Annotated in this window: 20 protein-coding genes; 17 read left to right on the forward strand and 3 right to left on the reverse strand. The window is 70.4% G+C overall.

The genetic code is table 11. From position 1 onward, the window contains the following. Positions 1-244 precede the first annotated feature (244 nt). The 10 genes from rplJ (at position 245) to ACQ143_RS08885 (ending at position 11,568) form a co-directional block, all read left to right on the forward strand. Positions 245-760 (forward strand): 50S ribosomal protein L10, encoded by a 516-nt coding sequence (gene rplJ / locus ACQ143_RS08840; RefSeq protein WP_449570322.1) that lies wholly within the window; start codon positions 245-247, stop codon positions 758-760. A 44-nt stretch (positions 761-804) separates the two neighbouring features. Then, positions 805-1,197, forward strand: coding sequence for a 50S ribosomal protein L7/L12 (gene rplL / locus ACQ143_RS08845; protein ID WP_067162486.1), 393 nt, complete (start codon positions 805-807; stop codon positions 1,195-1,197). 246 nt (positions 1,198-1,443) lie between these two features. Next, positions 1,444-2,370, forward strand: a complete 927-nt coding sequence (locus tag ACQ143_RS08850; RefSeq protein ID WP_449570323.1) for a carbohydrate ABC transporter permease — start codon at positions 1,444-1,446, stop codon at positions 2,368-2,370. Next, on the forward strand, positions 2,357-3,292 hold the full coding sequence (locus ACQ143_RS08855) for a carbohydrate ABC transporter permease (RefSeq protein WP_449570324.1): 936 nt from the start codon (positions 2,357-2,359) through the stop codon (positions 3,290-3,292). The genes ACQ143_RS08850 and ACQ143_RS08855 overlap by 14 nt, the downstream gene beginning before the upstream one ends. 86 nt (positions 3,293-3,378) lie before the next feature. Next, on the forward strand, positions 3,379-4,710 hold the full coding sequence (locus ACQ143_RS08860; RefSeq protein WP_449570325.1) for an ABC transporter substrate-binding protein: 1,332 nt from the start codon (positions 3,379-3,381) through the stop codon (positions 4,708-4,710). A gap of 165 nt (positions 4,711-4,875) precedes the next feature. Further along, the gene (locus ACQ143_RS08865) at positions 4,876-6,729 is read left to right on the forward strand and encodes a DUF6807 family protein (RefSeq protein ID WP_449570326.1); all 1,854 of its coding nucleotides are present in this window, start codon (positions 4,876-4,878) and stop codon (positions 6,727-6,729) included. After that, complete coding sequence (locus tag ACQ143_RS08870; RefSeq protein WP_449570327.1) at positions 6,726-7,829, forward strand: Gfo/Idh/MocA family protein; 1,104 nt, start codon at positions 6,726-6,728, stop codon at positions 7,827-7,829. The genes ACQ143_RS08865 and ACQ143_RS08870 overlap by 4 nt, the downstream gene beginning before the upstream one ends. 170 nt (positions 7,830-7,999) lie before the next feature. Beyond that, positions 8,000-9,316, forward strand: a complete 1,317-nt coding sequence (locus ACQ143_RS08875; RefSeq protein ID WP_449570328.1) for an ABC transporter substrate-binding protein — start codon at positions 8,000-8,002, stop codon at positions 9,314-9,316. Positions 9,317-9,325: 9 nt separating this feature from the next. Further along, entirely contained in the window at positions 9,326-10,687 is a 1,362-nt protein-coding gene (locus ACQ143_RS08880; RefSeq protein WP_449570329.1) for an ABC transporter permease subunit, read from the forward strand. Further along, positions 10,684-11,568, forward strand: a complete 885-nt coding sequence (locus tag ACQ143_RS08885) for a carbohydrate ABC transporter permease (RefSeq protein ID WP_449570330.1) — start codon at positions 10,684-10,686, stop codon at positions 11,566-11,568. Before ACQ143_RS08880 ends, ACQ143_RS08885 begins: the two co-directional genes overlap by 4 nt. A gap of 7 nt (positions 11,569-11,575) precedes the next feature. Here the strand turns inward: ACQ143_RS08885 and ACQ143_RS08890 are convergent, their stop codons facing one another. Both ACQ143_RS08890 and ACQ143_RS08895 read right to left on the reverse strand, forming a co-directional pair. Next, a complete protein-coding gene (locus ACQ143_RS08890) occupies positions 11,576-12,247 on the reverse strand; it encodes a DUF305 domain-containing protein (RefSeq protein WP_449570331.1) in 672 nt (223 codons plus the stop codon). After that, positions 12,244-12,954 (reverse strand): DUF3105 domain-containing protein, encoded by a 711-nt coding sequence (locus ACQ143_RS08895; RefSeq protein ID WP_449570332.1) that lies wholly within the window; start codon positions 12,952-12,954, stop codon positions 12,244-12,246. The genes ACQ143_RS08890 and ACQ143_RS08895 overlap by 4 nt, the downstream gene beginning before the upstream one ends. 102 nt (positions 12,955-13,056) lie before the next feature. On the opposite strand from ACQ143_RS08895, the gene ACQ143_RS08900 reads away from it, so the two are divergent. From ACQ143_RS08900 to ACQ143_RS08930, 7 genes are all read left to right on the forward strand, one after another. Next, positions 13,057-14,532: a serine hydrolase domain-containing protein gene (locus ACQ143_RS08900; protein ID WP_449570333.1), complete on the forward strand. Its 1,476-nt coding sequence runs from the start codon at positions 13,057-13,059 to the stop codon at positions 14,530-14,532. A 31-nt stretch (positions 14,533-14,563) separates the two neighbouring features. Then, a complete protein-coding gene (locus ACQ143_RS08905; RefSeq protein ID WP_449570334.1) occupies positions 14,564-15,214 on the forward strand; it encodes a phosphatase PAP2 family protein in 651 nt (216 codons plus the stop codon). A gap of 42 nt (positions 15,215-15,256) precedes the next feature. Beyond that, positions 15,257-17,113: a helicase HerA-like domain-containing protein gene (locus tag ACQ143_RS08910; RefSeq protein ID WP_449570335.1), complete on the forward strand. Its 1,857-nt coding sequence runs from the start codon at positions 15,257-15,259 to the stop codon at positions 17,111-17,113. Positions 17,114-17,185: 72 nt separating this feature from the next. After that, complete coding sequence (locus ACQ143_RS08915) at positions 17,186-19,645, forward strand: FdhF/YdeP family oxidoreductase (RefSeq protein ID WP_449570336.1); 2,460 nt, start codon at positions 17,186-17,188, stop codon at positions 19,643-19,645. Between the two features lie 75 nt (positions 19,646-19,720). Beyond that, a complete protein-coding gene (locus tag ACQ143_RS08920) occupies positions 19,721-20,815 on the forward strand; it encodes a hypothetical protein (RefSeq protein ID WP_449570337.1) in 1,095 nt (364 codons plus the stop codon). Further along, a complete protein-coding gene (locus ACQ143_RS08925; RefSeq protein WP_449570338.1) occupies positions 20,802-23,417 on the forward strand; it encodes a multicopper oxidase domain-containing protein in 2,616 nt (871 codons plus the stop codon). Before ACQ143_RS08920 ends, ACQ143_RS08925 begins: the two co-directional genes overlap by 14 nt. Then, positions 23,404-24,474 carry a cytochrome P450 gene (locus tag ACQ143_RS08930; RefSeq protein WP_449570339.1) on the forward strand — a complete coding sequence of 357 codons (1,071 nt, stop codon included), beginning with the start codon at positions 23,404-23,406 and terminating at the stop codon, positions 24,472-24,474. Before ACQ143_RS08925 ends, ACQ143_RS08930 begins: the two co-directional genes overlap by 14 nt. A 224-nt stretch (positions 24,475-24,698) precedes the next feature. Here the strand turns inward: ACQ143_RS08930 and narI are convergent, their stop codons facing one another. Further along, complete coding sequence (gene narI / locus ACQ143_RS08935) at positions 24,699-25,448, reverse strand: respiratory nitrate reductase subunit gamma (protein WP_449570521.1); 750 nt, start codon at positions 25,446-25,448, stop codon at positions 24,699-24,701. Positions 25,449-25,450 lie beyond the last annotated feature (2 nt).

A 25,450-nucleotide genomic window follows, 5' to 3' on the forward strand; every position in this document is an offset into this window, starting at 1 on the left:
ATTTGGGGGGATCTCCGGCATCCCGTACACTGGGGGAAGCCAAAGACCGCCGGTCTCGGTGTGCGCGTAAGCGGACATCGACGAAGCTCTGCACCGCAGGGGCCCGCGCAGGTGACACAGACAGACTTCCGGGAGATCCGGGCCGAAGCTCCGTGCGCTTGCGCCGGAGCTTTTTTCTGTGCCGGGGGCGGTCGAGGCCGGCGCCCCGCCACTGCGGAGCGTCACGTATACACAAGGAGTGGCCATGGCGCAGAAGGACGCAACGGTCGCCGAGCTCACGAAGAACTTCGAGGACTCGACCGCCGTTCTGCTGACCGAGTACCGCGGTCTGACGGTTGCCCAGCTCAAGGAGCTGCGCAACAGCATTCGTCAGGACGCGGAATACGCCGTGGTGAAGAACACGCTGACCAAGATCGCGGCCGAAAAGGCCGGGGTCAAGGGCCTCGATGACGACCTCAAGGGGCCGTCGGCGATCGCCTTCGTACACGGTGACCCGGTCGCCGTCGCGAAGGGGCTGCGTGCCTTCGCCAAGGCTAACCCTCTGCTGGTGATCAAGGGCGGGTACTTCGACGGTGCCCCGCTCTCGCCCGCCGAGGTGAACAAGCTCGCCGACCTCGAGAGCCGTGAAGTCCTGCTGGCGAAGCTCGCCGGTGCGATGAAGGCCTCGATGACCAAGGCGGCATTCGTCTTCAACGCGCTTCCGTCGAAGGCCGTCCGCACGGTCGACGCGCTGCGTGAGAAGCAGGAGTCCGCGGCCTGACATCGGGCCCCGGCATAGCACAACCCCAATCAAGGAGAATCATCATGGCAAAGCTCAGCACTGAGGAGCTGCTCGACGCGTTCAAGGAGCTGACGCTCATCGAGCTGTCCGAGTTCGTGAAGGCGTTCGAGGAGACCTTCGACGTCACCGCCGCCGCGCCCGTCGCGGTCGCCGCCGCGGGTGCCCCCGCCGGTGGTGCCGGCGACGCCGCCGCCGAGGAGGAGAAGGACTCGTTCGACGTCGTCCTCGAGGCCGCCGGTGACAAGAAGATCCAGGTCATCAAGGTCGTCCGCGAGCTCACCTCGCTCGGCCTCGGCGAGGCCAAGGCCGTCGTCGACGGTGCCCCCAAGGCCGTCCTGGAGGGTGCCAACAAGGAGACCGCCGAGAAGGCCAAGGCCGCTCTGGAAGAGGCCGGCGCTTCGGTGACCCTCAAGTAAGACCGCTTCACAGCGACGCAGGCCCCCGGGAGATCCCGGGGGCCTTTGTCGTGCGTGCAGCATCCGCGTCGAGACTGCGCATTCCGGACCGAGATTCGTCGAAGATGCCCGATTTCTCCATGCCTCTTGCGCATCCCGAGCGGTTCCGGTAGGAATGGGTAAGCGCATTCCAGAAAGCGCATTCTCGGATCGACGAAGACCGGAGGAGTCGGTGGCACAGACGCACCGCGCGAGGGGAGCAGCCTCGTGAGCGCCCTGAGCGAACTGGGCAAGCTCAAGTCGTCCCAGGCGACGGGGAAGAAGCAGAACAAGGTCGCGTTCGGCTTCCTGCTGCCGTGGTTCATCGGCCTGGCCCTGGTCACCATCGGCCCGATGATCGCGTCCATGGTCCTGTCGTTCACGCGGTACAACCTGCTGAGCCCGCCGCGGTTCATCGGAATCGACAACTGGGCCCGGATGTGGGAGGACGAGCGCCTGCACACGTCCCTGCGGGTGACCTTCCAATACGTCTTCTTCTCGGTGCCGCTGCAGCTGGCGGTCGCCCTGCTGCTGGCGATCGTGCTCGACCGCGGACTGCGCGGCCTCGCGTTCTACCGCTCCGCGTTCTACCTGCCGTCGCTGCTGGGCTCGAGCGTCGCCATCGCGATCCTCTGGCGGCAGATCTTCGGCGTCGACGGGCTCATCAACCAGGTGCTCGCGCTGTTCGGCATCGAAGGCCAGGGCTGGATCTCCAGCCCGGACACGGCACTGGGCACGCTCATGATCCTCAACGTGTGGACGTTCGGATCGCCCATGATCATCTTCCTGGCGGGGCTGCGGCAGATCCCGACGATGTACTACGAGGCGGCGCAGGTCGACGGCGCGACTCGCTGGCACCAGCTGTGGCGCATCACCATCCCGCTGCTCACGCCGATCATCTTCTTCAACCTCGTGCTGCAGGTCATCGGCGCCTTCCAGTCGTTCACGCAGGCGTTCATCGTCTCGGGCGGTTCGGGCGGCCCCGTCGACTCGACGCTGTTCTTCACGCTGTACCTCTACCAGCAGGGCTTCGCGAACCTGAACATGGGCTACGCCTCGGCGATGGCCTGGCTGCTGCTGGTGATCGTCGCGGTGCTGACCGCACTCGCCTTCTGGTCCTCCAAGTACTGGGTTTTCTACGATGACGAAGATTGACGACGCTCCCGTGACAGGACACCTCACCGACGGCGCCGCGACGCGCGCGATCGTCACCGGCTCGCCCGGGCGGCGCCGGCGCCTCGACCCGTTCCGCAAACCGGTGACCAGCATCCTCCGCCACGTCATCCTCATCGCGATGGCGGTCGTGATGCTCTACCCGGTGATCTGGATGGTCGTGAGCTCCCTGCGACCCAACGAGCTGATCTTCCGCGAACCCGGCATCGTGCTCGACAGCCTCGAGATCGCCAACTACACCAACGGCTGGACGGCCCTGTCGTACCCGTTCAACACCTACCTGTGGAACTCGGCGATCATCGTGTTCGGCTCGATCGTCGGCAACCTCGTCTCGTGCGCCATGGCGGCCTACGCGTTCGCGCGGCTCGAGTTCACCGGCAAGCGGATCTTCTTCGGCATCATGCTCCTGAGCATCATGCTCCCGATCCACGTGATCATCGTCCCGCAGTACGTGCTGTTCTCGCAGCTGGGCTGGGTGAACACCTTCCTGCCGCTGATCGTGCCGAAGCTGCTGGCCACCGACGCGTTCTTCGTCTTCCTCATGGTCCAGTTCATCCGCGGCATCCCGCGCGACCTCGACGAGGCCGCCCGCATCGACGGGGCCGGCCACCCGCGCATCTTCGGCCAGGTGATCCTGCCGCTCATGGTCCCCGCGCTGGCGACGACCGCCATCTTCACGTTCATCTGGACCTGGAACGACTTCTTCTCGCAGTTGATCTACCTGACCAAGCCGGAGCTGTACACCGTGCCCCTGGCCCTGCGCGCGTTCGAAGACGCACAGAGCGCGACCAACTATGCGGAGATGTTCGCGATGAGCGTCGTCTCGCTCGTCCCGATCTTCCTGATCTTCCTGTTCGGACAGCGGTTCCTCATCAAGGGCATCGCGACGACGGGAATCAAGTGACGAACCGTCACGCACGACTCACGGGTCCGCCGGACCCGTCCTCATCACAGGCACCCGAACCGACGAATGTCGAAAGGACGCAAGACATGCGACGCACCTCAACCGCACGCCGCCTGCTGGCGCTGGCCGCGGTCGGCACAGCGACGACGCTGGCCCTGTCCGCCTGCGCCGGGCCCGGCGGGACCGATGAGCCCGAGCTGTCGGACGAACCGGTCGAGCTGACCTTCACGTGGTGGGGCAACGATGTCCGCCACGAGATCACGCAGCAGCTCATCGACGCCTTCGAGGCCGAGCACGACAACATCACCATCGAGCCGCAGTACACCGACTGGTCGGGCTACTGGGACAAACTGTCGACCACCGTGGCCGCCGGCGACACCCCGGACATCATCCAGATGGACGAGAAGCAGCTGTCCACGTACGCGGCCAATGGCGTGCTGCTCGACCTCGGCACGCTCGGCGACGCGCTGCCCACCGGCGATTTCCCCGACGCGACGCTGGGCACCGGAGCACTCGACGGGGTGCAGTACGGCATCCCGGTCGGCGTCAACAGCTACACGATCATGGCCAACCTGGACCTCCTCGAGAGCCTCGGCATCGAGGCTCCGGACGACGAGACCTGGTCGTGGGAGGACCTCAAGGACATCGCCGTGGCCGTCAGCGAGGCCGGCGGCGGTGACGTCGTCGGCACGCAGTCGTGGGGCTTCGAAGACGGCGGCCTGAACAACTGGCTGCGCCAGCAGGGGGAGTCGCTGTACGCCGAGGACGGCTCACCCACCGTCGCCGCTTCGCCCGAGGCCCTGGCGTCGTGGTGGCAGTTCCTTCTCGAGATCACCGAGGCCGGCGGCGCCCCCGAGCCGTCCGCGACGATCGAGCGCGAGTCGGCGGGCCTGGCGGAGTCGTTCACGGCGACCAACGCGTCCGCGTTCGGGCCGTGGTGGTCCAACCAGGTGTCGGCGTTGCGCGAGGCCAGCGGTCAGAACCTGGTGCCGCTGCGGGTGCCCACGCCCGACGCGGGCGCCGCACCCACCGCCTACTACAAGCCGTCGATGTTCTGGTCGGCCTCGGCGAAGACCGAGCATCCCGCCGAGGTGGCGCTGTTCCTCGACTTCCTCGCCAACAGCGAGGCGGCCGCCGACCTGCTGCTGGCCGAGCGCGGTGTGCCGGCCAACGAGAAGATCCGGGCGTACATCACGCCCAAGCTCGACGCCGACAACCAGCAGGTCGTCGAGTTCCTCGATCTGATCGCGCCGCGGGTGGGCGATGCCCCGCCGGCGACCCCGCCCGGGGGCGGGGCGATCGAGACGGTCGTCGAGCAGCACACCCAGCAGGTGCTCTTCGGTGAGCTCACTCCCGACGAGGCTGCGGAGAGCTTCATCAAGGACCTCCAGCAGGCTCTCGACGACGCGGCGCTGTAGGCGCCGCTCAGACCGAGCAGGGCGGACGGCGTCGTCCGTGTGGCCGCCCGCCCTGCTCCCCCGCCCCGCGGGGTCGGATCGACGTGATGAGGGATCCGGCCCCGCGTGGTCACCTGCCGCGCTCGCGGCGAGTACTGTCGGATTCTCAAACAGGGGAGGCTCGCGTTGGTCGACGTCCGTCCGATCACGATGGCGCAGGTCGCGCGCTACGCCGGTGTGTCGCAGGCTTCGGTCTCGCGGGTGCTCAACGGCGTGACCAGCGTCGATCCCGGCATCGTGGCCAAGGTGAACCGCGCCGTCGCCGCGCTGAACTACTCGCCGAGCGAAGCGGCCCGCAGCCTCGTCCGCGGACGCAGCCACACCATCGCGCTCCTGGTGCCCGACCTGGAGAACCCGATGTTCCAAGGGGTGCTCAAGGGGCTCACCGTCGCCGCCGCGAAGGACGGCTACCGGGTGCTGGTCGCCGACAGCGCGGAGGCCGCCGAGATCGAGTCGGAGATCGCGCTCGAGGCGCGCAGCAAGTGCGACGCGCTCGTGCTCGTCTCGCCGCGGATGCCGGATGCCGAGCTGGCCGAGCTGGCACAGCGCGCCGCCCCCGTCGTCATCGTGAACCGACGGTCGATGGATGCCGGGGGCGCCCAGCTCTCCGTCGACTACGTGTCGGCGGCACGCGAACTGGCCGAGCACCTCGTCGGGTTCGGCCATCGCCGGATCGCCTACGTCGCGGGCCCGGCCGACAGCTACGCCAACGAGCTGCGGCTGCAGGGCCTGGCGGAGTTCACCCGCGCCCACCCCGACGTCGAGGTGATCTCGGTGCCGGCCGGCTCCGGCATGGAATCCGGCTACGACGCCGCCGACACGGTGCTCGAGACCGGGGCCACCGGCGCGATCGCCTTCAACGACCTCGTCGCCCTCGGCATGATCTCGCGGCTACGGGAAGTGGGCGTGCCGGTGCCGGACGCGCTGTCGATCGCCGGCATCGACGACATCCCGCAGGCCCGGTTCGCCGCGCCGCCCCTGACGAGCATGACGGTGCCGCGCACCGAGATCGGCCGGCAGGCGTGGCTGCGGCTGCGCGACGTCATCGACGGTCTCGACCCGGCCCCCGGCCTGTTCTACCGCCCCACGCTCGTCGCGCGCGACAGCACCGGACCGGCCACCGAGGCCAGCGGCTGGCTGGGACCGGCCCGGCCGGTGCTGCGGCTGGGCCGCACCGTCGTGGCCCAGTACCAGGACGGCGCCGCGGCCGACGCCGTGCTGTCGCCGCGACCGTACCTGGATGCGGTCGTCTCCCGTGCGGGCACCCCGCTGACGGTCACCCAGCCCACCGACCACCCGCACCACCTCGGCGTGAGCCTGGCGATCGCCGACGTGAACGGCACGTCCTACTGGGGCGGCCGCACGTGCGTGCGCGGCGAGGGTTCGGTCATGGTGGCCAACCACGGACGCCAGCGGCGGGACGATCTGCGCATCGACGGGCATCGGCTGCACGAACGGCTCAGCTGGGTCGACCACCACGGGACGACGCAGCTGGTCGAGGTGCGCGAGCTGCGCACGGCCGAGCTCGACGACGGCTGGTCGCTGACGTGGCGCAGCCACCTCAAGGCGACGATGGATGCCATCACCTTTGGGTCGCCGGCCACCAACGGGCGCACCGGTGCCGGGTACGGCGGTGTGTTCTGGCGGTTCGCGCCCGACATCGCGCGCGTGTTCAGCCCCGCCGGCGCCACCGAGAAGGCCGTGCACGGCGCCCGCACGCCGTGGCTCGCCTTCACCTTCCCCGAGCGGGACACGACGGTGATCCTTCAGCAGGGCGGCACCGAGCAGCTGCCCTGGTTCGTCCGGTTCGCCGAGTACATCGGCGCGGGTCCCTCGGTGGCGTGGGACCAGCCGCGTCACCTCGTCGAGGGCGGGGAGCTCGACCTGGAGCTGACCGCGTTCGTGCTCGACCGGACGCTCGCCGACGCGGCCGCCGTCGAGGACGTGCTGCCCGCCCTGCGCGAACAGGCGGGCATGTGAGGGTGCGTATCGGGCTGGCCGGCGTGCACGGCCACGGCCGCGGACACGTCGAGGCGGCGCTGGCCCTGGCGGATGCCGGTACGGGACACGTCGTGGCCGTCGCCGACCCGCAGGGGCCCGGCGTGGTGCCCGATGGTGTCGCCCATCACCGCGACGCGGCCGACATGATCGCGCGGGAGGATCTCGACATCGTCGTGCTCTCCACGCCCATCCCCACCCACGCCGCGCTGGCCGAGGCGGCGCTGCGCCGCGGGGCGCACGTCCTGCTCGAGAAGCCGCCGGTGACCTCGACCGCCGAGCACGCCCGGCTGCGCGCGGTCGAGGAGGCGACGGGCCGGGTGGTGCAGGTCGGATTCCAATCCCTGGCCAGTGCCGGGGTCGCCGCGACGATCGACGCCGCGGCCTCCCTCGGCGAGATCCGCCACATCGGCGCCGTCGGGGTGTGGGAGCGGTCGGAGCAGTACTGGCGACGGTCGGACTGGGCGGGGTACCGGCACCGCGACGGGCAGGTGATCGCCGACGGCGCCGTCACCAACCCGCTCGCCCACGCCGTGGCCACCGCGCTGGCCGTGGCCGGGGCCCGCGAGCCGGCGGACGTGGCATCCGTCGAGCTGGACATGTACCGGGCGAACGACATCGCCACCGACGACACGTCGTCCCTGCGCCTGCGCCTGCGCGACGGCACGACCCTCGTCGCCGCGCTGGCGACCACGGGCGACCGGCGGCACGAGCCGTATGTGCTGGTGCGGGGCACGCGCGGACACCTGGTCTACTTCTACACGTTGGATCTCCTGCAGGTCTTCCGTGCCGGTGCGGTGCTGCCGCAGACCTTCTCCTTCGCCCGTGCGGGGCTGCTCGCACAGCTGTGCGCGCACGCGCGCGACGGCGTGGGCCCGGCGGTGCCGTTGGCGGCGACGGGGGCCTTCACACGGGTGCTCGAGGAGATCGTGACCGGCCCGGATGCCACCCCGCTGCCGCCCGCCCGCTTCGACACCGTGACCCGCGGTGCCGAGCGGTTCCGCGTCGTGGGCGGCATCGCCGGGATCGCCGAGCGCGCCGCGTGGGAGGCGGCGCTGTTCCGGGAGATCGTGGCGTTCTGACCGGACGCCCGCGTTCGCGGGGGCTGTGTGGGGGAACTCTAGCGACAGGTAACGATCCGGGAAACCCTCTTCTGCCTGTCCGTACAGGTCGATAGCGTGAGCATCACCGCGCTCTGGTTGAGCATCACCGCGATCTGGTGATTGCCGCCAGCGATCAGGGAGGATCTGAGATGACTATGGGACACCGCAGGAATCGACTGGCCGCACTGGCGGTCCTCGGCACGATCGGATTGGTCGCCGTCGGCTGCTCCGCCGGCGACGGGGAGACGCCCGAGGAAGAGGTTCCCGGCAGTGAGCAGGACTTCTCCGGCCAGGAGCTGAGCGTCGTCGCCGCGTGGTCGGGCGCCGAGCAGGCCAACTTCGAGGCCGTGCTGGACGTGTTCGAAGAGGCCACGGGGGCGACCGTCACCTACACGAGCTTCGGCGACAACGGCCCCACCTACATCCAGGGCCAGCTCGCCGGTGGCACACCGCCGAACGTCGCCGTGGTGGGTCAGCCCGCGCTCATGCAGTCGCTCGCCACCAATGGCGACATCCTGCCGCTGGACGAGACCACGGCAGGCCTCGTCTCGGACAACTACTCGCAGAGCTGGATCGATCTCGGCACCGTCGACGGTGAGCTCTACGGCGTCTGGTTCAAGGCCGCGAACAAGTCCACGGTCTGGTACAACAACGACATCTACTCCCAGGCGGGGGCCACCGTGCCCGAGGACTGGGACGGGTTCCTCGAGCAGCTCGAGCTGATCAACGACTCCGGGTACGCCGGCATCTCGGTCGGCGCCGACGTCGGCTGGCCGCTGACGGACTGGTTCGAGAACGTCTACCTGCGCACCGCGGGCGGTGACATGTACGACCAGCTGACCAACCACGAGATCCCGTGGACCGACCCGTCGGTGCAGGAGGCGCTCGAGGTGATGGCGACGCTGTGGTCCAGCCCTGCGCTGCAGCCCGGCGGTGACCAGCGCACGTTCCCGGAGAGCGTGACGGCCGTGTTCGGCGCGAACCCCGAGGCGGGCACCGTCTTCGAGGGCGACTTCGTGGCCGGCAACATCGCCGACGACGGCAACTCCGTCGTGGGCGAGAACGCACTGTTCTACAACTTCCCGTCCATCAACGGGTCGGCGCCGGCGGTCGTTGGCGGCGGCGACGTGGCGGTGCAGTTCACCGATGACGAGGCCACCGCGGCGCTCATGGCGTTCCTCGCCTCGCCCGCGTCGGCCGAGGCGTGGGTGCCCAACGGCGGCCTGACCTCGCCCAACAACGCGGTCGACACCTCGCTGTACCCCGACGACATCTCGCGGCAGATCGCCGAGGCGCTCGTCAGCGCCGAGGAGTTCCGGTTCGACATGTCCGACCTCACGCCCAGCGCGTTCGGCGGCACGGCCGGGCAGGGCTTCTGGCAGGAGATGATCACCTTCTACCAGAACCCGGACGACATCCAGGGCACGATGGAGCGGCTGGAAGCCGCAGCGGCGGCTGCGTACTGAGTGTGACCGGTGACGACCGTCGCTGACGCCCCCGCCGAATCGGCCCCCGCGCGCGCCCCACGGCGCCCGCGGGGGTCGGGCGGCTGGCGCAAGTTCGCGCTCATCGCCTCCTTCCTCGCACCCGGGATGATCATCCTGGGTGCGCTCGTGGTGTACCCGATCGTCTACACGGCGATCCGGTCGCTGTTCTCCCGGGCCGGCGACGAGTTCGTCGGGTGGGACAACTACGTGACGATGTTCACGAACGACACCACGTTCACCGCCATCCGCAACAACGTCATGTGGGTGATCGTGGCGCCGGCGGCGTGCACGATCCTCGGGCTGATCTTCGCGGTGCTGCTCGAGAAGCTGAAATGGAAGACGGCGTTCAAGCTCATCATCTTCATGCCGATGGCGATCTCGATGCTCGCCGCCGGCGTGATCTTCCGGGGCATGTTCCAGGAAGACCCGAACCTCGGGGTGGTCAACGCCACCCTGGTGGGCATAAACAACATCTTCACCGACGACGCCAACTATCCCGGCGGCGCGCCCCGCGACGGGTTCGGCATCATCGACGACGGCGGCGTGATCGCCACGGAGGAGACCGTCAGTCCCGGCACGACGGTCGACTTCCCGCTGATCCGCATCCGCGCCGACGACCTGCCCGACGACGCGGCACAGGCCGTCGCGGCGGATGCCGCCGGCGACACCGAGATCACCGGCACGGTCTTCCTCGATCTCATCACCGGTGGCGGTGGCACCAACGGCGAGATCGAAGACGGCAAGAGCGGTCTGCCCGGCATCCGGGTCGATGCCGTCTCGCCGGACGGGTCGATACACGGGTACGCGACCACCGGCGCCGACGGCACCTTCACGATCGAAGGCCTGACGGCGGGGGAGTCGTACCGTGTCGCCCTGCCGGCGGCCAACTTCGACGCCGGCTTCCAGGGCGTGTCGTGGCTGTCGGCCTCGTTCATCAACGCGGTGATCATCCTGTCCTACATCTGGATCTGGGCCGGGTTCGCCATGGTCATGATCGCATCGGGCCTGTCGGCCATGGACCGGTCGCTGCAGGAGGCGTCCCGCGTCGACGGCGCGAACGAGTGGCAGGTGTTCACCAAGATCACCGCGCCCCTGCTGGCGCCGGTGCTGGTCGTGGTGCTGGTGACCCTGATCATCAACGTGCTGAAGATCTTCGACCTCGTGTACGTCATACCGCCCGGCGCCTCGAAACCGGCGGCCAACGTGATCGCGGTGGAGATGTGGACGGTGTCGTTCGGCGGTGGCAACAACTACGGGTTGGGCTCGGCCCTGGCCATCCTGCTGCTGATCCTCGTGCTGCCCTCGATGATCATCAACATCCGCCGCTTCCGTGAGGAGCGCAGCCGATGAGCGCCGCGGAACTCGGGATCGTCCGGGGCAAGAAGACCGTCGCCCAGCGGGTGCTCGGCGTCATCTCGTCGGGCATCGTCAACGTCGTCCTGCTGATCGTGGCGATCTTCTGGCTCGTGCCCACGGTGGGCCTGCTGATCATGTCGCTGCGCACGGTCGGCGACAACGCCTCGTCGGGCTGGTGGACGGTGTTCACCAAGCCGGCCGAGCTGACCATCCAGAACTACGTCAACCTGCTGTCCAACTCGACGATCACCGGATCGTTCTGGAACACGATCATGATCGCGGTGCCCAGCACCGTGCTCGTGGTCATCATCGGGGCGCTGGCCGCGTATGCGTTCGCGTGGACCGAGTTCTGGGGCCGCGACTGGCTGCTGATCGTGGTGATCATCCTGCTCGCGGTGCCGGTGCAGGTGGCACTGATCCCGTTGGCGACGCTGTTCGGCGCGCTGGGCATCTTCGGGTCGGTGCTCGGCGTGGTCCTGTTCCACACGGCGTTCGGCCTGCCGTTCGCGATCTTCCTGCTGCGCAACTTCTTCCTGCAGGTGCCGGGGGAGCTGCTCGAGGCGGCGCGGATCGACGGGTCGAGCGAATGGCGCATCTTCTTCCAGATGATGCTGCCCCTGGGGTTGCCGGCGATCGCGTCGCTGGCGATCTTCCAGTTCCTGTGGACCTGGAACGACATGCTCGTCGCGCTGATCTTCACCAACCCGGGGTCGATGCCCCTGACGGTGGCGATCCAGTCGCAGCTGCGTCAGTTCGGCTCGAACATCGACGTGCTCAGCGCCGGCGCGTTCCTGTCGATGATCGTGCCGTTGATCGTGTTCTTCGCGTTCCAGCGGTACTTCGTGCAGGCGCTGCTGGCCGGCTCTCAGAAGTAGTCCGCGGTCAGTCGGTGCAGGCGAGCCTCGCCTGCACCGACTGCATCGCGTCGATCTCGAACAGCTGTGCCGAGCGCATCGCCGAGGCGACTGCGAGGGTGCGCGGCTCGCTGCCCAGCTCGAGCACCGCGTCGGTCATCGGGATCGCGCCCTCGTGGTGGCGGATCATCAGCTTCAGGAACAGGCAGTCAGCCGCCGTCCCGGTGGCCTCGCCCAGCGCGGTCAGCTCGGCGGGGGATGCCATGCCCATGGCCTCGCGCATCTCTTCGTCCGTCGGCGGCTGGGCATCCGAGCCGCCGTGGGCGTGTCCGGCATCCGCCGCGTTCATCCACGTCATCGGTGTGCCCGCCTGCGGCAGCCCCCACTGGACGAGCCAGTCGAACATCTCGCCCTTCTGCGCCGATTGGCCGGTGGCGATGTCGTACGCCAGCACGCGCACCTCGTCGTCGTCGGTCGTACGGAAGATCGTCATCGCCATGTCGATCGCCTGCGCGTGATGCACCTGCATGTCGCGGGCGAAGCCCGCCTCGGGCGAGGTGTCGCCGGGCGTGCCGGGCGCCACCTGACCGAAGGCAGAGAACCTGCCGATCGCGAACGCGACCGCGGCGATGGCCACGGCCACCAGCAGCACCGCCCACCAGGGCGGCAGTTCGCGGGCCCGCTCGGCGGAGGCCGTCACGACTGCTTGCCGGGTCCGTCGATCGCTCCGGTGCACGCGGCGTTCGGCTCGGGGGCGTTCACGTTGCGCCAGAAGGTGGACAGGAACTCGCCGATGCGGGGGTCGTCGGCCGACTCCAGCTTCAGCTGGGCGTTCCACGCGCTCATCACGATCGGCGCGTCCAGCCCCTCGTACGGCGAGAGGATCACGTACGTCGAGGGCAGCTGCGCCTTGATCGTGGCCAGGTCTTCGTCGCTGACCGCGGCGGCGTCGTAGGTGATCCACACGGCGCCGTGCTCGAGAGAGTGCACGGCGTTCTCGTTCGGCACCGGCTCGCTGTAGACGCCGCAGTTGAGCCAATAGGCGTTGTGGTCGCCGCCGGCGGGCGGGGTCTGCGGATACTCGACCGCTCCCTCGACATGGGTGGCGCTGTTGGAGAACGTCTCCACGCCGCTGATGCCGGCCGCGTCGCCGTCGCCCCGGTCGAGTGTCACCGGGCGCGGGGTGAGGACGAGGGAGGCCACGACGAGGCCGACGACCACGAGCGCTGCCGCGCCGCCGACGATCCACCAGGTCAGCTTGCTACGGCGACGCTTGGCGAGCTGCTTCTGATACTCGGCGAGCTTCTGCTGCTTCTGCTGTTCCCGCTGCTGCTTGACGGTCAGTTCGATCTTGGCTTGCGCTGCGGGGTTGCCGCTGGAGCGCTTGCTGGACGGGGTCGGGGTCATGGCGCTGATCTCGGCTCGGGGTGCCCGTCGCGGCGGGCGCGGATGCGGCAAGTCTACGCGCCCGGATACGAGTGGCGGCGGGCGGATCGATAACGTTGCGCTATGAGTCTTGCGCTGCCCACCACGACGCCGATGGATGCCGGGGTGGACGCCGCCGGCATCCTCGACCTAATCGATGCTCTCGAAAATGACCCGGCGCAGGAACCGCACGGACTGATGATCCTGCGGCACGGCGCCGTCGTCGCACAGGGGTGGTGGGCGCCGTACACGGCAGACCGACCGCAGTTGGTGTACTCGCTGAGCAAGAGCTTCACGTCGGCGGCGGCAGGAGTGCTCGTCGACGAGGGCGTGCTCGATCTCGACAGCGCGGTGATCTCGCACTTTCCCGAGTTCGCCGATGACATCACCGACGACCGGTCGCGGCGGATGCGGGTGCGGCACGTGGCGTCGATGGCCACCGGTCACACCGGCGAGATGATCGAAGCCGCGTTCGGCACCGACCCGGCCGAGCCGGTGCGCGGCCTGCTGCTCAACCCGCCCGAGCGGGAGCCGGGCACCGTCTTCGCGTACAACCAGCCGGCGACCTACACGCTCGCCGCGATCGTGCAGCGGCTGACCGGGCGCTCCCTCGTCCAGTTCCTGCGCGAGCGGGTGCTCGGGCCGATCGGCGCGGGGCCGATCGCGTGGGAGGAATGGCCCGCCGGCCGCAACATCGGCTATTCAGGCGCCTACGTCACCACCGACACGATCGCCCGGCTCGGTCTGCTGCTGCTGCGGCGCGGCCGGTGGGACCGGACCCGGGTGCTGTCGGAGCAGTGGGTGACCGAGGCGACGTCGGTGCATGTGGCCACAGCACCCGACGCCGAGGTGGGTCTGTCCGAATCGTCGTTCGGCTACGGCCTCCAGCACTGGCGGTCGCGGCACGGCTTCCGCGGCGACGGCGCGTTCGGGCAGCTGTGCCTCGTGCTGCCCGAGCAGGACCTGGTGGTCGCCTATCAAGGACAGTCCACCGACATGCAGGCGCTGCTGGCCACCGTCTGGCGGCACCTGCTGCCCGCGGTCGGTCGCTCCGGCTCGGCGCAGGCGGATGCCGCGCTGGCCGAGCGCCTGGCCGCGGCGACGCTGCCGGAGTGCGAGGTGGCGCGGGTGGAGGTCGAGGTCGCGCGCTGGGACGGCGCGGTGTTCACGGGCGCCCGCGCCGACGCGGGTGTCCGCGCTGATGCCGGGGATGCGGGCGCGCGGCCCGCACGGGACCGCCCCGAGGCCGTCGTGCGGCTGGACCGGGACGGCGCCGCGTGGCTGCTGACCCTCCCCGGCTCCACCGGGGAGATCACGGCACGCTTCACGGGCGAGGCGGGATGGACCGTCACGGACGACGACGGTCCGACCGTCGCCGTCAGCGGCGGATTCACCGGCGACGACGAACTGGTTCTCGACGTCGCGTTCGTCGAGACCCCGCACCGGCTCCACCTGCGGTTCGACCGTGCCGCCGGGACCGTGTCTCACCGGTGGGAGACCCCGCCGCTGCGCGATCCGGCCGATCTGCGCAGTCTGACCGCGCCCGGCACGTTCGGGTGACGCAGACGGCGGCGTGCGGCACACTGGACCGATGACCGGACGCGTCTCCGACTACGAGATCACCATCGCGCTGCAGCGCGTCGTCATCGGCACCGTGCTCGTCGTGCTCGCGGCCGGGCTCGGACTGGTGGTGGCCACCGGTGCCGAGCCCCGCGACCTCGACATGTGGTGGAACGGCCTGGTGGCGACCCTGGCGCCCGGCCTCGGCCCGGTGAGCCTGTTCATGGACGCGGCCGGCGGAGGATGGATCGCCACCTTCGCGATCCCGCTGGGCGGGCTCGTGCTGCTGATCGTGCTGCGCCGTCCGTGGGCGGGCGTCTACCTCGTGGCCGCGTCGGCGTTCAGCGCGCTGAGCGTGCAGGTGCTCAAGCAGATCTTCGGCCGCGCCCGGCCCGAGGAGATCCTCGTGGTGTCGGACTTCGGCTCGTATCCGTCCGGGCACACCGCCAACGCGGCCACCCTCGCGGTGGTCGTGGTCGTGGTGTTCCCGCGCCTGTGGGTGGCACTGGCCGGCGCCGCCTGGGTGCTGCTGATGGCCTTCAGCCGCACCCACGTGCACGCCCACTGGGCCAGCGACACCGCCGGCGGCGTGCTCGTCGGGGCCGGTGCGGCGCTGCTGGTGGCCGCCGCCTTCACCGTGCCGCTGAGCCGCGAAAGCGCGCGACACCGCGAGCGGCGGTGAGCGGCTCCGCCGGCATCCGTCCCTCCCAGTAGGCTGAGCGCCATGACTGCGTCGACGCCGCCGGATGCCGCCGAGATCGCCCGCCTGCAGGCCGAGGCCGAAGCGGCCGCCGCCGAGCTCAAGCTCGCCCAGGCCAAGGCCGCGCTCGCCGCCGCGCAAGCCGAAGCCGCCCGCGCCGCCGCGGCGTCGGATTCCCCTTCCGCCGATGCCGCACCCGCACCGGACGCCGACGACGCCGCGCCCGCGTCCGCTCCGCCCGCCGACGCACCCGAGGGGCCGCTGGACGCGGACGAGGTCGCCCGGATCGTGGCGGGCTACACGTTCGAAGCGGCGACCCTCGATCTGGGTGCACTGGTCAACGGCGTGCCGCTGCCCGAGGCGCAGGTCCGCATTCCGCTGGCCATGATGAACCGTCACGGACTGGTCGCCGGGGCCACCGGCACCGGCAAGACGCGCACGCTGCAGGGCCTGGCCGAACAGCTCGCCGCCCAGGGCGTGCCGGTGTTCGCCGCCGACATCAAGGGTGACCTGTCCGGGGTGGCCACGCCGGGCGAGCCGAGCGAGAAGCTGCTCGAGCGCACCCGTGCGATCGGCCAGGACTGGCAGCCGACCGCCTCGGCCACGGAGTACTTCGCGCTCGGCGGCATCGGGCACGGCATCCCGGTGCGCGCGACCGTCTCGGGGTTCGGCCCGCTGCTGCTGAGCAAGGTGCTCGGCCTGAACGCCACGCAGGAGTCCAGCCTGGGGCTGGTGTTCCATTACGCGGACGCGCACGGCCTGGCCCTGGTCGACCTGTCCGACCTGCGCGCTGTGCTCACCCACCTCACCAGTGACGAGGGCAAGTCCGAGCTGAAATCACTGGGGGGCCTGTCGTCGGCCACCGCCGGTGTCATCCTCCGCGAGCTCATCACTTTCGCCGACGACGGCGCCGACGTGTTCTTCGGCGAACCGGAGTTCGACGTGCGGGACTTCCTGCGCACCGCCGCCGACGGCCGCGGCGTCATCTCCCTGCTGGAGGTGCCCGGGGTCGCCGACAAGCCCGCCCTGTTCTCCACGTTCCTGATGTACCTGCTGGCCGAGCTGTTCGAGATCCTCCCCGAGGTCGGCGACCTCGACAAGCCGAAGCTCGTGTTCTTCTTCGACGAGGCGCACCTGCTGTTCCGCGACGCGTCGAAGGACTTCCTGGCATCCATCGTGCAGACCGTGCGCCTCATCCGCTCCAAGGGGGTGGGGGTGTTCTTCGTCACGCAGACGCCCAAGGACGTGCCCGGCGACGTGCTGGCGCAGCTGGGCTCCCGCGTGCAGCACGCCCTGCGCGCCTTCACCCCCGACGACGCGAAGGCGCTGCGGGCCACCGTCGGCACCTACCCGACGTCGGGGTACGACCTGGAGCGCACCCTGCAGGAGCTGGGCACCGGTGAGGCGATCGTGACGGTCATGAGCGAGAAGGGCGCGCCGACCCCCGTCGCGTGGACGCGCATGCGGGCGCCCCAGGGCCTGATGTCGCCCACCCCCGAACCCGACATCGCGCGCGCCGTGAAGGCGTCGCCGCTGCTGGCGCGCTACGGCACCGCGATCGACCGCGAGTCGGCGCGGGAGATCCTCACCGCCAAGATGAACGCCGCCGAGGCGGCCGCAGCCGCGGAAGAGGCCGCGCTGGCCCAGGCGAAGATCGACGCGGAGTACGCCGAGCAGCAGGCCGCCATCGAGAAGCAGCAGGCCAAGGAGGCCGCGGCGGCCCAGAAGGAGTACGAGCGGCTCATGAAGGCCACGGCCGGGCGCAGCCGCACCTCGCGGGCGGCGGAGAAGAGCCCGCTCGAGCAGATCCTGGGGTCGAAGGCCACGCAGACGATCCTCGGCGGAGTCATCCGCGGGATGTTCGGCACCGGTCGCCGCTGAGTCTTCCGCCGGGCGGAACTGCCGCCGGCCGCGCACGGCCCGCGGCGACCGCCCGGGGCCTACGATCGAGGTATGGCGACGAAGCCCCCCACCCGCGACATCGATGAATCACAGCTCCGCGTCGAAGAGCCCAAGAGCAAGGCCGTCGGCGTGCCCGCCGTGCTGCACGCGCTGCAGATCGCGCAGCAGCAGATGGGCGTCGTCCGCAGCATCCAGACGCTGACGCGGGTCAACCAGAAAGACGGCTTCGACTGCCCCGGCTGCGCCTGGCCCGAAGAGGACAAGCGCCACATCGCCGAGTTCTGCGAGAACGGCGCGAAGGCCGTCGCCGAAGAGGCCACCCTGCGCCGCATCGGCCCCGAATTCTTCGCCGCGCACTCGATCGACGAGCTGCGCGGCCACGACGACTGGTGGCTCGGGCAGCAGGGGCGTCTGACCCACCCGATGATCCTCGACGAGGGCGCCACCCACTACCGGCCGATCTCGTGGGACGACGCGCTCGCCGAGATCGCCGACGCCCTGCGGGGCCTGGCCGACCCCGACGACGCCGTCTTCTACACCTCGGGCCGCACCTCGAACGAAGCCGCGTTCCTCTACCAGCTGCTGGTGCGCGGGGTCGGCACCAACAACCTGCCCGACTGCTCGAACATGTGCCACGAGTCCAGCGGCTCGGCCCTCACCGAGACGATCGGCATCGGCAAGGGCACCGTCTCGATCGAGGACATCCACAACGCCGAGCTGCTGATCATCGCCGGCCAGAACCCCGGCACCAACCACCCGCGCATGCTGAGCGCGCTCGAGAAGGCCAAGAACAACGGCGCGAAGATCATCGCCGTCAACCCCCTGCCGGAAGCCGGCCTGATGCGGTTCGAGAACCCGCAGACCGTGCGCGGCGTGCTGCTGGGCGGCACCGAGCTGGCCGACGAGTTCGTGCAGATCCGCCTGGGCGGCGATCAGGCACTGTTCCAGGCGATCGGCAAGCACCTGCTCGAGGCCGACGAACAGGTGGCCGGCGTCGTCGACCGCGCGTTCGTCGAGACGTACACGAGCGGCTTCGACGCGTACGCGCAGGCGATGAAGGATGCCGCGTGGCCGCAGCTGGAAGAGGCGACCGGCATCGATGAGGCCGAGCTGCGGCGCATCGCCGAGATCGTCCGCGCCTCGGGCGCCACGATCGTGTGCTGGGCGATGGGCCTCACCCAGCACAAGCACTCGGTGCCGACGCTGCGCGAGATCGTCAACGTCCTGCTGCTGCAGGGCAACATCGGCCGCCCGGGCGCGGGAGTCTGCCCCGTCCGTGGGCACTCGAATGTGCAGGGCGACCGCACCGTCGGCATCTACGAGAAGCCGTCGGCTGCGTTCCTCGACGCCCTCGACCGGGAGTTCGGGTTCGCGTCCCCGCGCGAGCACGGCTACGACACGGTCGCCGCGATCCGGGCCATGGCCGCCGGCAAGGTGCGCTTCTTCATGGGCATGGGCGGCAACTTCGTGTCCGCGACGCCGGACACGGCACTGGTCGAAGCCGGCATGGCCAAAGTCGACCTGACCGTGCAGGTCTCGACGAAGCTCAACCGCTCCCACACCGTCACCGGTCGCCGCGCGATCATCCTGCCCACCCTCGGCCGCACCGACCGCGACCGGCGCGGCGGCGGGGAGCAGCGCGTCACCGTCGAGGACTCGATGGGCGCCGTGCACGCCTCGCGCGGCAGGCTGGCGCCGCCGGCCGACGACCTGCTGAGCGAAGTCGCGATCGTGGCGCGCCTGGCCGCGCTCGTGTTCGGGGACACCGCCGCGCCCCACCCGGCGCCGGCCCCCGCCGCGACCGACCACGCCCCCGTCGCGGTCGACGCCGGTCAGCCCGAGCACGACCACATCACCGAACCGGCTCCCGCCCACGGCGCGGACACCGCTGCCGAGGGTGCGGGCGCCGCGGCATCCGGGTCGCGCAATGTGCCCCACGCCGACTGGGCCGGACTGGAGGCCGACTACGCGGGCATCCGCACCCACATCCAGAACGTCATCCCGGGCTTCGAGGACTACGAGAAGCGCATCGCCAAGGGCCGCACCTTCCTGCTGCCCAACGGGCCGCGCGACCAGCGCCGCTTCGCGACGGTCGACGGCAAGGCGCGCTTCACCGTGAACCCGCTGGAGTACCCGCACATCCCCGCCGGGCGTCTGCTGCTGCAGACGCTGCGGTCGCACGACCAGTACAACACCACCATCTACGGCAAGGACGACCGGTACCGCGGCATCCAGGACGGACGCCGCGTGGTGCTCATCCACCCCGACGACATCACCGCGGCCGGCTTCGCGCCCGGCGACATCGTCGACCTCGTCTCGGAGTGGCAGGGGCCGGACGGGCTCGAAGAACGCCGGGCCGAGCAGTTCCGACTGGTGCCGTATTCGACGCCGCGCCGCAACGCCGCCGCGTACTACCCCGAGACGAACGTGCTCGTGCCGCTGGAGTCGGTCGCCGACGTGTCGGGCACACCCACCTCCAAGGCAGTCGTCATCCGGCTCGAACGCCGCTGACGCCGCCGGCACAGCACGGGATTATCCCCGGCCGGGGCCGGATCCCGCCGGGTGAGGTGCGCCTAAGCTGGAACCGTGGATGCCACGTCTCGACGGGCGGCCCGAATCCTCATCATGGTGCCCGCCGCCGCCCTCATGCTGCTGGGCCTGAACTCGGGGTTGCTGCTGATGGGGGTGACGATGCCGATCGTCAACGCCCCCGACCTGCACTCGACGCTGCTCGTGTTCGGATTCGTCGGCACCCTCATCAGTCTCGAGCGGGCCGTCGCGCTGCGCGCGGCCTGGGCCTACAGTGCCCCCGTGCTACTGGCGGCCGGGTCGGTGCTCACGCTCACCGGTGTGCCCGTGATCGCCGGCAAGGCGGTCATCACGGCAGGACTGGTCATGCACGCGCTCCAGTACCGGGCGATCTGGCTGCGCCAGCCCATGACGGCCACCGCCGTGCAGGCCGCCGGCGCCGTCACCGGCATCGCCGCCGCGCTGGCCTGGTGCGGCGGAGTGCCGCCGAACCGGCTCGTACCACTGCTGGCCGTGTTCCTCATCCTCACGATCGCCGGCGAGCGACTGGAGCTGGCCCGCCTGGCCTCGCCGGGCGTGCGCGCGGAACGGCTCCTGCTGATCCTGGCGGTGGGCCTGGCGGTCACCGTCCTGCTCACCCTCACGATGCCCGTGGTCGCGGTGCCGGTCGCCGGCATCCTGATGCTGCTCATGGTCGCCTGGCTGCTGCGTTACGACATCGTCCGCGGCACGATCCGCCAGCCGGGGCTCCCGCGCTTCGTCGCCGTGTGCGTGTACCTCGGGTACGGCTGGCTGCTGGTCGCCGGCGCCGGGTGGCTGCTCGGCGGGGCGCGCACGGAAGGCGTCATCTACGACGCGACGACCCACGCGATCTTCCTCGGCTTCGTGATCACGATGATCATGGCGCACGCGCCGCTGATCCTGCCCGCGGTGCTGCAGCTGAACATCCCCTACCATCGCGCCCTCTACGTCCCGGTCGCCCTGCTGCAGGTCGCGCTGCTGGTGCGCGTGGTCGCCGGCGACGCCTGGGGACTGCCGGGCGCCCTGCAGGCCGGCGGCATCGGCGCCGTCGCCGCGATACTGCTGTTCGCCGCCACGGCTGTGACGGTCTCGCTGCGCGAACGGGGAAGGAAGAGCCGTGTCCCGGCGTAACTGGTACCTGCTGACCAACTCGGTGATCCTGCTGTGGATCGTGCTCACCGTCGTGGCGGTCACGATCCACCGGTTCGTGAACCAGGCCATGTGGCTCATGGTGCACGTGCCACTGCTGGGTGCGGCGACGGCCGCGATCCTCATCTGGTCGCAGCACTTCGCCGACACGCTCCTGCGGCGCGAGGCGCCCGCCGGGCGGGTGGGACTGGGCGTGCGGCTGGGGCTGCACACCGTCGGCGCCGGCGTGATCGTCGCCGGCATGATGACCGACGTCCTGCCACTGGTCGTCATCGGCGCCGTGGCCGTCGCGGGGGCCATCATCGGGCATGCCGTGATCCTGTGGCTGCAGCTGCGTCACGCGCTGCCGGCCCGGTTCGCGCCCCTCGTGCGCTACTACGTCGCCGCGGCGCTCGTGTTCCTGGCCGGCATCGCGATCGGCGCGCTCATGCCGGTGCTGGGCGACCCCGACACGACCGACCGGCTCGTCGTCTCGCACCTCGTGCTCAACGCCTACGGGTGGATCGGCCTGACGGTCATGGGCACCCTCGTGCTGCTGTGGCCGACCATCCTGCACGCGAAGATGCCCGCCTCGGCCGACGCCGCGGCCCGGCAGGCCCTGCCCATCCTGATCGCGGGTCTCGCCGTCGCGGCCGCCGGTCCGCTCCTCGACCTGCAGCTGCTGGTCACGGTGGGCATGGCCGTCTGGCTCGTCGGCGCACTGCGACTGGCCGTGGAAGGATGGCGCGAAGCGCGCGCCATGCCCCCGGGCACCTTCGCCGGATGGAGCCTGGCGGCCGCGTTCGGCTGGGTGGTCTTCGCCGCCGCGGCGCTGGGCGTGCACGCCGTCGTGCAGCCGGACTGGACCACCCTGCGCGGCGAGTATCTGATGATGCTCGGGCCGCTCGTGGCCGGGTTCGCGGTGCAGATCGTCAGCGGGGCGCTGAGCTACCTGCTGCCGGTGGTGGCCCTGGGCAGCCCCGCGGCCGCCAAGGCCGGTGCCGAGATGCTCGACCGCGGTGCGGCCCTGCGCGTGGTCATCTACAACGGCGCGATCGTGCTGTATCTGCTGCCGATGCCGTCGGTGGCCCGCGTGCTGCTGTCGTTTGCGGCCATGGGCGTGGTCATCGCGTTCCTCGTGCTCGCGACCCGTGCGATCATCGCGGGGCGCCGCGTCCGCAAGGCCGAGGGGGCCCAGCCCGACCGCAGCGGCCGCGTGAAGCTGGGCGCACCGGCATCCACCCCGCCGCCGGCCCGGCCCCGGCACGGCGGCGCGATCGTGGCCGGCTTCGCCGTGCTGGTGCTGTGCGTGGCCGGCGGTGTCGCCGCCGACCCGGCCGCCGTCGGCATCAACACCGCCGCCGCCAGCGACGTCGCCGCCACCGGTGAGGTGACCGAGGTGACCGTGCAGGTCGACGGCATGCGCTTCACGCCCGCCGAGATCGAGGTGCCGGCCGGCAACGAGCTGGTCGTGGTGTTCGAGAACACCGGCACCGACGTGCACGACCTGACCTTCGCCAACGGCGTGCGCTCGCAGCGTCTGGCCCCCGGCGCGAGCGAGACCCTCGAGGTGGGGGTCATCGGCGCCGACATGGCCGGCTGGTGCTCGATCGCCGGACACCGTCAGATGGGCATGGAGCTGACCGTCGTCGCCGTGGGCGCCCCGGCATCCGACGCGCCCGCCGACCATGCCCACGACCACGGTGCCGACACGGACGGGCCCTCGGCCGCCGACGACATCGACCTGCAGCGCACTCCCGACGACGGGTTCGAGCCGTGGCCAGCGGCGCTGCCGGCGGCATCCGGTCAGACCGTCCACCGCGTCACCCTGGAGGTGGACGAGGTCGTGGCGGAGGTGGCCCCCGGCATCCGGCAGACCCGCTGGACGTTCGGCGGCAGCGCGCCCGGACCGGTGTTGCGCGGCAAGGTCGGCGACACGTTCGAGATCACGCTCGTCAACGACGGCACCATCGGCCACTCCATCGACTTCCACGCCGGGGCGCTGGCCCCCAACGAGCCGATGCGCACGATCCAGCCGGGCGAGACGCTGACCTACACGTTCACGGCGACCAAGGCCGGCATCTGGATGTACCACTGCTCGACCGACCCGATGTCGATGCACATCGCCAACGGCATGCACGGCGCGGTCATCATCGACCCGCCTGACCTGGCGCCCGCCGATCGCGAGTACGTGTTCGTGCAGGGCGAGCTGTACCTCGGACCGCAGGAGGAGACCGCCGACGCCGCCAAGATAGCCGCGCAGACCCCCGACCTCGTGGCTTTCAACGGCTACGCCAACCAGTACGCGTACGCGCCGCTGGCGGCGGACGTCGGCGAACGGGTGCGGGTCTGGGTGCTCGACGCAGGGCCGAACGTGGCGACCTCCTTCCACGTGGTGGGCGGCCAGTTCGATACGGTTTACCTGGAGGGCGACTACCGCCTCCGCCCCGAGGATGCCGGCGGCGCGCAGGCGCTGGCCCTGCAGCCGGCGCAGGGCGGGTTCGTCGAGTTGACCTTCCCCGAGGCGGGCGACTACCCGTTCGTCACACACATCATGAGCGATGCCGAGAAGGGTGCGAAGGGGATCTTCCATGTCGAGGAATGACGTCCATTCTGTCGTCCGACCGCGCCCGAACCGCGTCGTGCTGCACCGGCATGCCGACGTGCTGGCCGCCGCGCACGATCCGGAGACGTTCTCGGCCGCGGTGTCGCAGCACCTGCAGATCCCCAACGGGCTCGACGGCGCCGAGCATGCCGCCGCCCGCCGGCTCATCGACCCGTTCTTCACCGCCGACGAGCTCGACCGGCACATGCCGGGCTTCGAGCGCATCGCCGCCGACCTGGTGGCGTCACTGGCCGGTGCGGACGCGTTCGACGCCGTCGCCGACCTGGGCGCCCGCTTCGCCGTGCGCGCCCAGTCGCACTGGCTGGGCTGGACGGCCGAGCTCGAGGACACGCTTCTGGAGTGGGTGGCCGACAACCGGGCCGCCACCCGCAGTGGGGACAAGGCCCGCACCGCCGAGGTCGCAGCGCGGTTCGACGGGATCATCCGCGCCCTGCTGGCCGAACGCCGCACCGAGCCGCACGACGACCTCACGACGCGCCTGACGCTGCTGACCAAGCCCGACGGCGCGCTGCTGAGCGACCCTGAGCTCGTGTCGATCCTGCGCAACTGGACCGGCGGCGACCTGTCGTCGATCGCGCTGTGCGCGGGCGTGGTGGTGCACGGGCTCATGGCTTCGCCGCAGCTGGCCGCCCGCGTCGCGGTGGCCGGCGACGCCGAAGTGGATGCCATCGTCGACGAGCTGCTGCGCCGCGACGACCCGTTCGTGTCGAACCGGCGCCGGGCCACCCGCGACGTCGAGATCGGCGGATGCCCCGTCGCGGCCGGCCAGGTCGTCGTGCTCGACTGGCGCCAGGCCAACACCGACCCCGACGTGTTCGGCGCCGACTTCGACCCCGAGGGGCACGCGGCCGACAACGTGGTCTACGGGACCGGCCCGCATGTGTGCCCCGGCCGGCCGCTGGCCGCTCGCGAACTGCGGGTGCTCGTGCGCGCGGTGCTCGCCGCCGGAGACCTCGAGGCCGCCGGGGAGCCGGTGCGTGAAGAGGCGCCCGTGGCCGGCTACCGCACGCTGCCCGTCCGCATCCTGCCGCGCTGAGCCCGCCTCCTGCGGCGGCGGGCCCCCGCGGGGCCTCGCCGCCCGCCGGCCGGGCCCGCCGGCATCCTCAGCCCACGGTTTGCGGGGCCGCGGATGTACGGTTCGCAGGAGATTCGTGTCGCAGGGCCGTGACACGCCGTTCGACACGCCCGGGATCGCGAAAACCTCCTGCGAACGGAACGTGCCGGCGGGCGGCCGGAGCCCGAGACCGAGCCGAAGCCGGGCTACAGCCGGCGGAGCTTCTCCGGGTCGGGCTGCTTGACCGGGTCCCAGCCGCGGCGCACGGGGCGCTGCGGGGTGGTCGCATCGCGCGACCGGTACACGATATACGGGCGGAACAGGTAGCCGACCGGTGCCGAGAACACGTGCACGAGGCGCGTGAACGGCCACAGCGCGAACAGCAGGAACGCCGTGATGACGTGCAGCTGGAACAGGAGCGGGACCTCCAGCATCAGCTCGGGCTGCGGCTGGAACCCCAGGATGCTGCGGATCCACGGGGACACCGTCTCGCGGTAGTGGAACCCGCCGCCGAACACCTGGTACACGACGGTGGCGGCCGTGCCGAACAGCAGCGTCGCGCCGAGGAACACGTACATGACCTTGTCCATGACGGTGGTCGCCAGGAACACCGGCCCCACCGTGCGGCGCCGGTAGATGAGGATCGCGAGGCCCGCGAGGGTCAGCACCGCGGCGGCCGTCCCCAGCACGGTCGCGCCGATGTGGTAGATCTCCTCGCTGATGCCGATCGCGTACAGCCACTCACGGGGGATCAGCAGACCCACGACGTGACCGACGATGACCATGAGGATGCCGAAGTGGAACATCGGCGACCCCCACCGCAGCAGCCGGTTCTCATACGTCTGACTCGACCGGGTCGTCCAGCCGAACTTGTCGTACCGGTAACGCCAGATGTGGCCGACGATGAACACGGCGATCGCCGCATACGGCAGCGCGACCCAGAGGATGAAGGGCAAGG

The organism is Microbacterium pollutisoli, assembly GCF_053586795.1.

Excerpts from the sequence above, each read along its gene's own strand:
- ACQ143_RS08855 (WP_449570324.1), top strand. The coding sequence starts at position 2,357 with ATGACGAAGATTGACGACGCTCCCGTGACAGGACACCTCACCGACGGC.
- ACQ143_RS08905 (WP_449570334.1), top strand. The coding sequence starts at position 14,564 with ATGACCGGACGCGTCTCCGACTACGAGATCACCATCGCGCTGCAGCGC.
- ACQ143_RS08910 (WP_449570335.1), top strand. The coding sequence starts at position 15,257 with ATGACTGCGTCGACGCCGCCGGATGCCGCCGAGATCGCCCGCCTGCAG.
- ACQ143_RS08885 (WP_449570330.1), top strand. The coding sequence starts at position 10,684 with ATGAGCGCCGCGGAACTCGGGATCGTCCGGGGCAAGAAGACCGTCGCC.
- ACQ143_RS08895 (WP_449570332.1), bottom strand. The coding sequence starts at position 12,954 with ATGACCCCGACCCCGTCCAGCAAGCGCTCCAGCGGCAACCCCGCAGCG.
- ACQ143_RS08900 (WP_449570333.1), top strand. The coding sequence starts at position 13,057 with ATGAGTCTTGCGCTGCCCACCACGACGCCGATGGATGCCGGGGTGGAC.
- ACQ143_RS08875 (WP_449570328.1), top strand. The coding sequence starts at position 8,000 with ATGACTATGGGACACCGCAGGAATCGACTGGCCGCACTGGCGGTCCTC.
- rplL (WP_067162486.1), top strand. The coding sequence starts at position 805 with ATGGCAAAGCTCAGCACTGAGGAGCTGCTCGACGCGTTCAAGGAGCTG.
- rplJ (WP_449570322.1), top strand. The coding sequence starts at position 245 with ATGGCGCAGAAGGACGCAACGGTCGCCGAGCTCACGAAGAACTTCGAG.
- ACQ143_RS08930 (WP_449570339.1), top strand. The coding sequence starts at position 23,404 with ATGTCGAGGAATGACGTCCATTCTGTCGTCCGACCGCGCCCGAACCGC.
- ACQ143_RS08915 (WP_449570336.1), top strand. The coding sequence starts at position 17,186 with ATGGCGACGAAGCCCCCCACCCGCGACATCGATGAATCACAGCTCCGC.
- ACQ143_RS08860 (WP_449570325.1), top strand. The coding sequence starts at position 3,379 with ATGCGACGCACCTCAACCGCACGCCGCCTGCTGGCGCTGGCCGCGGTC.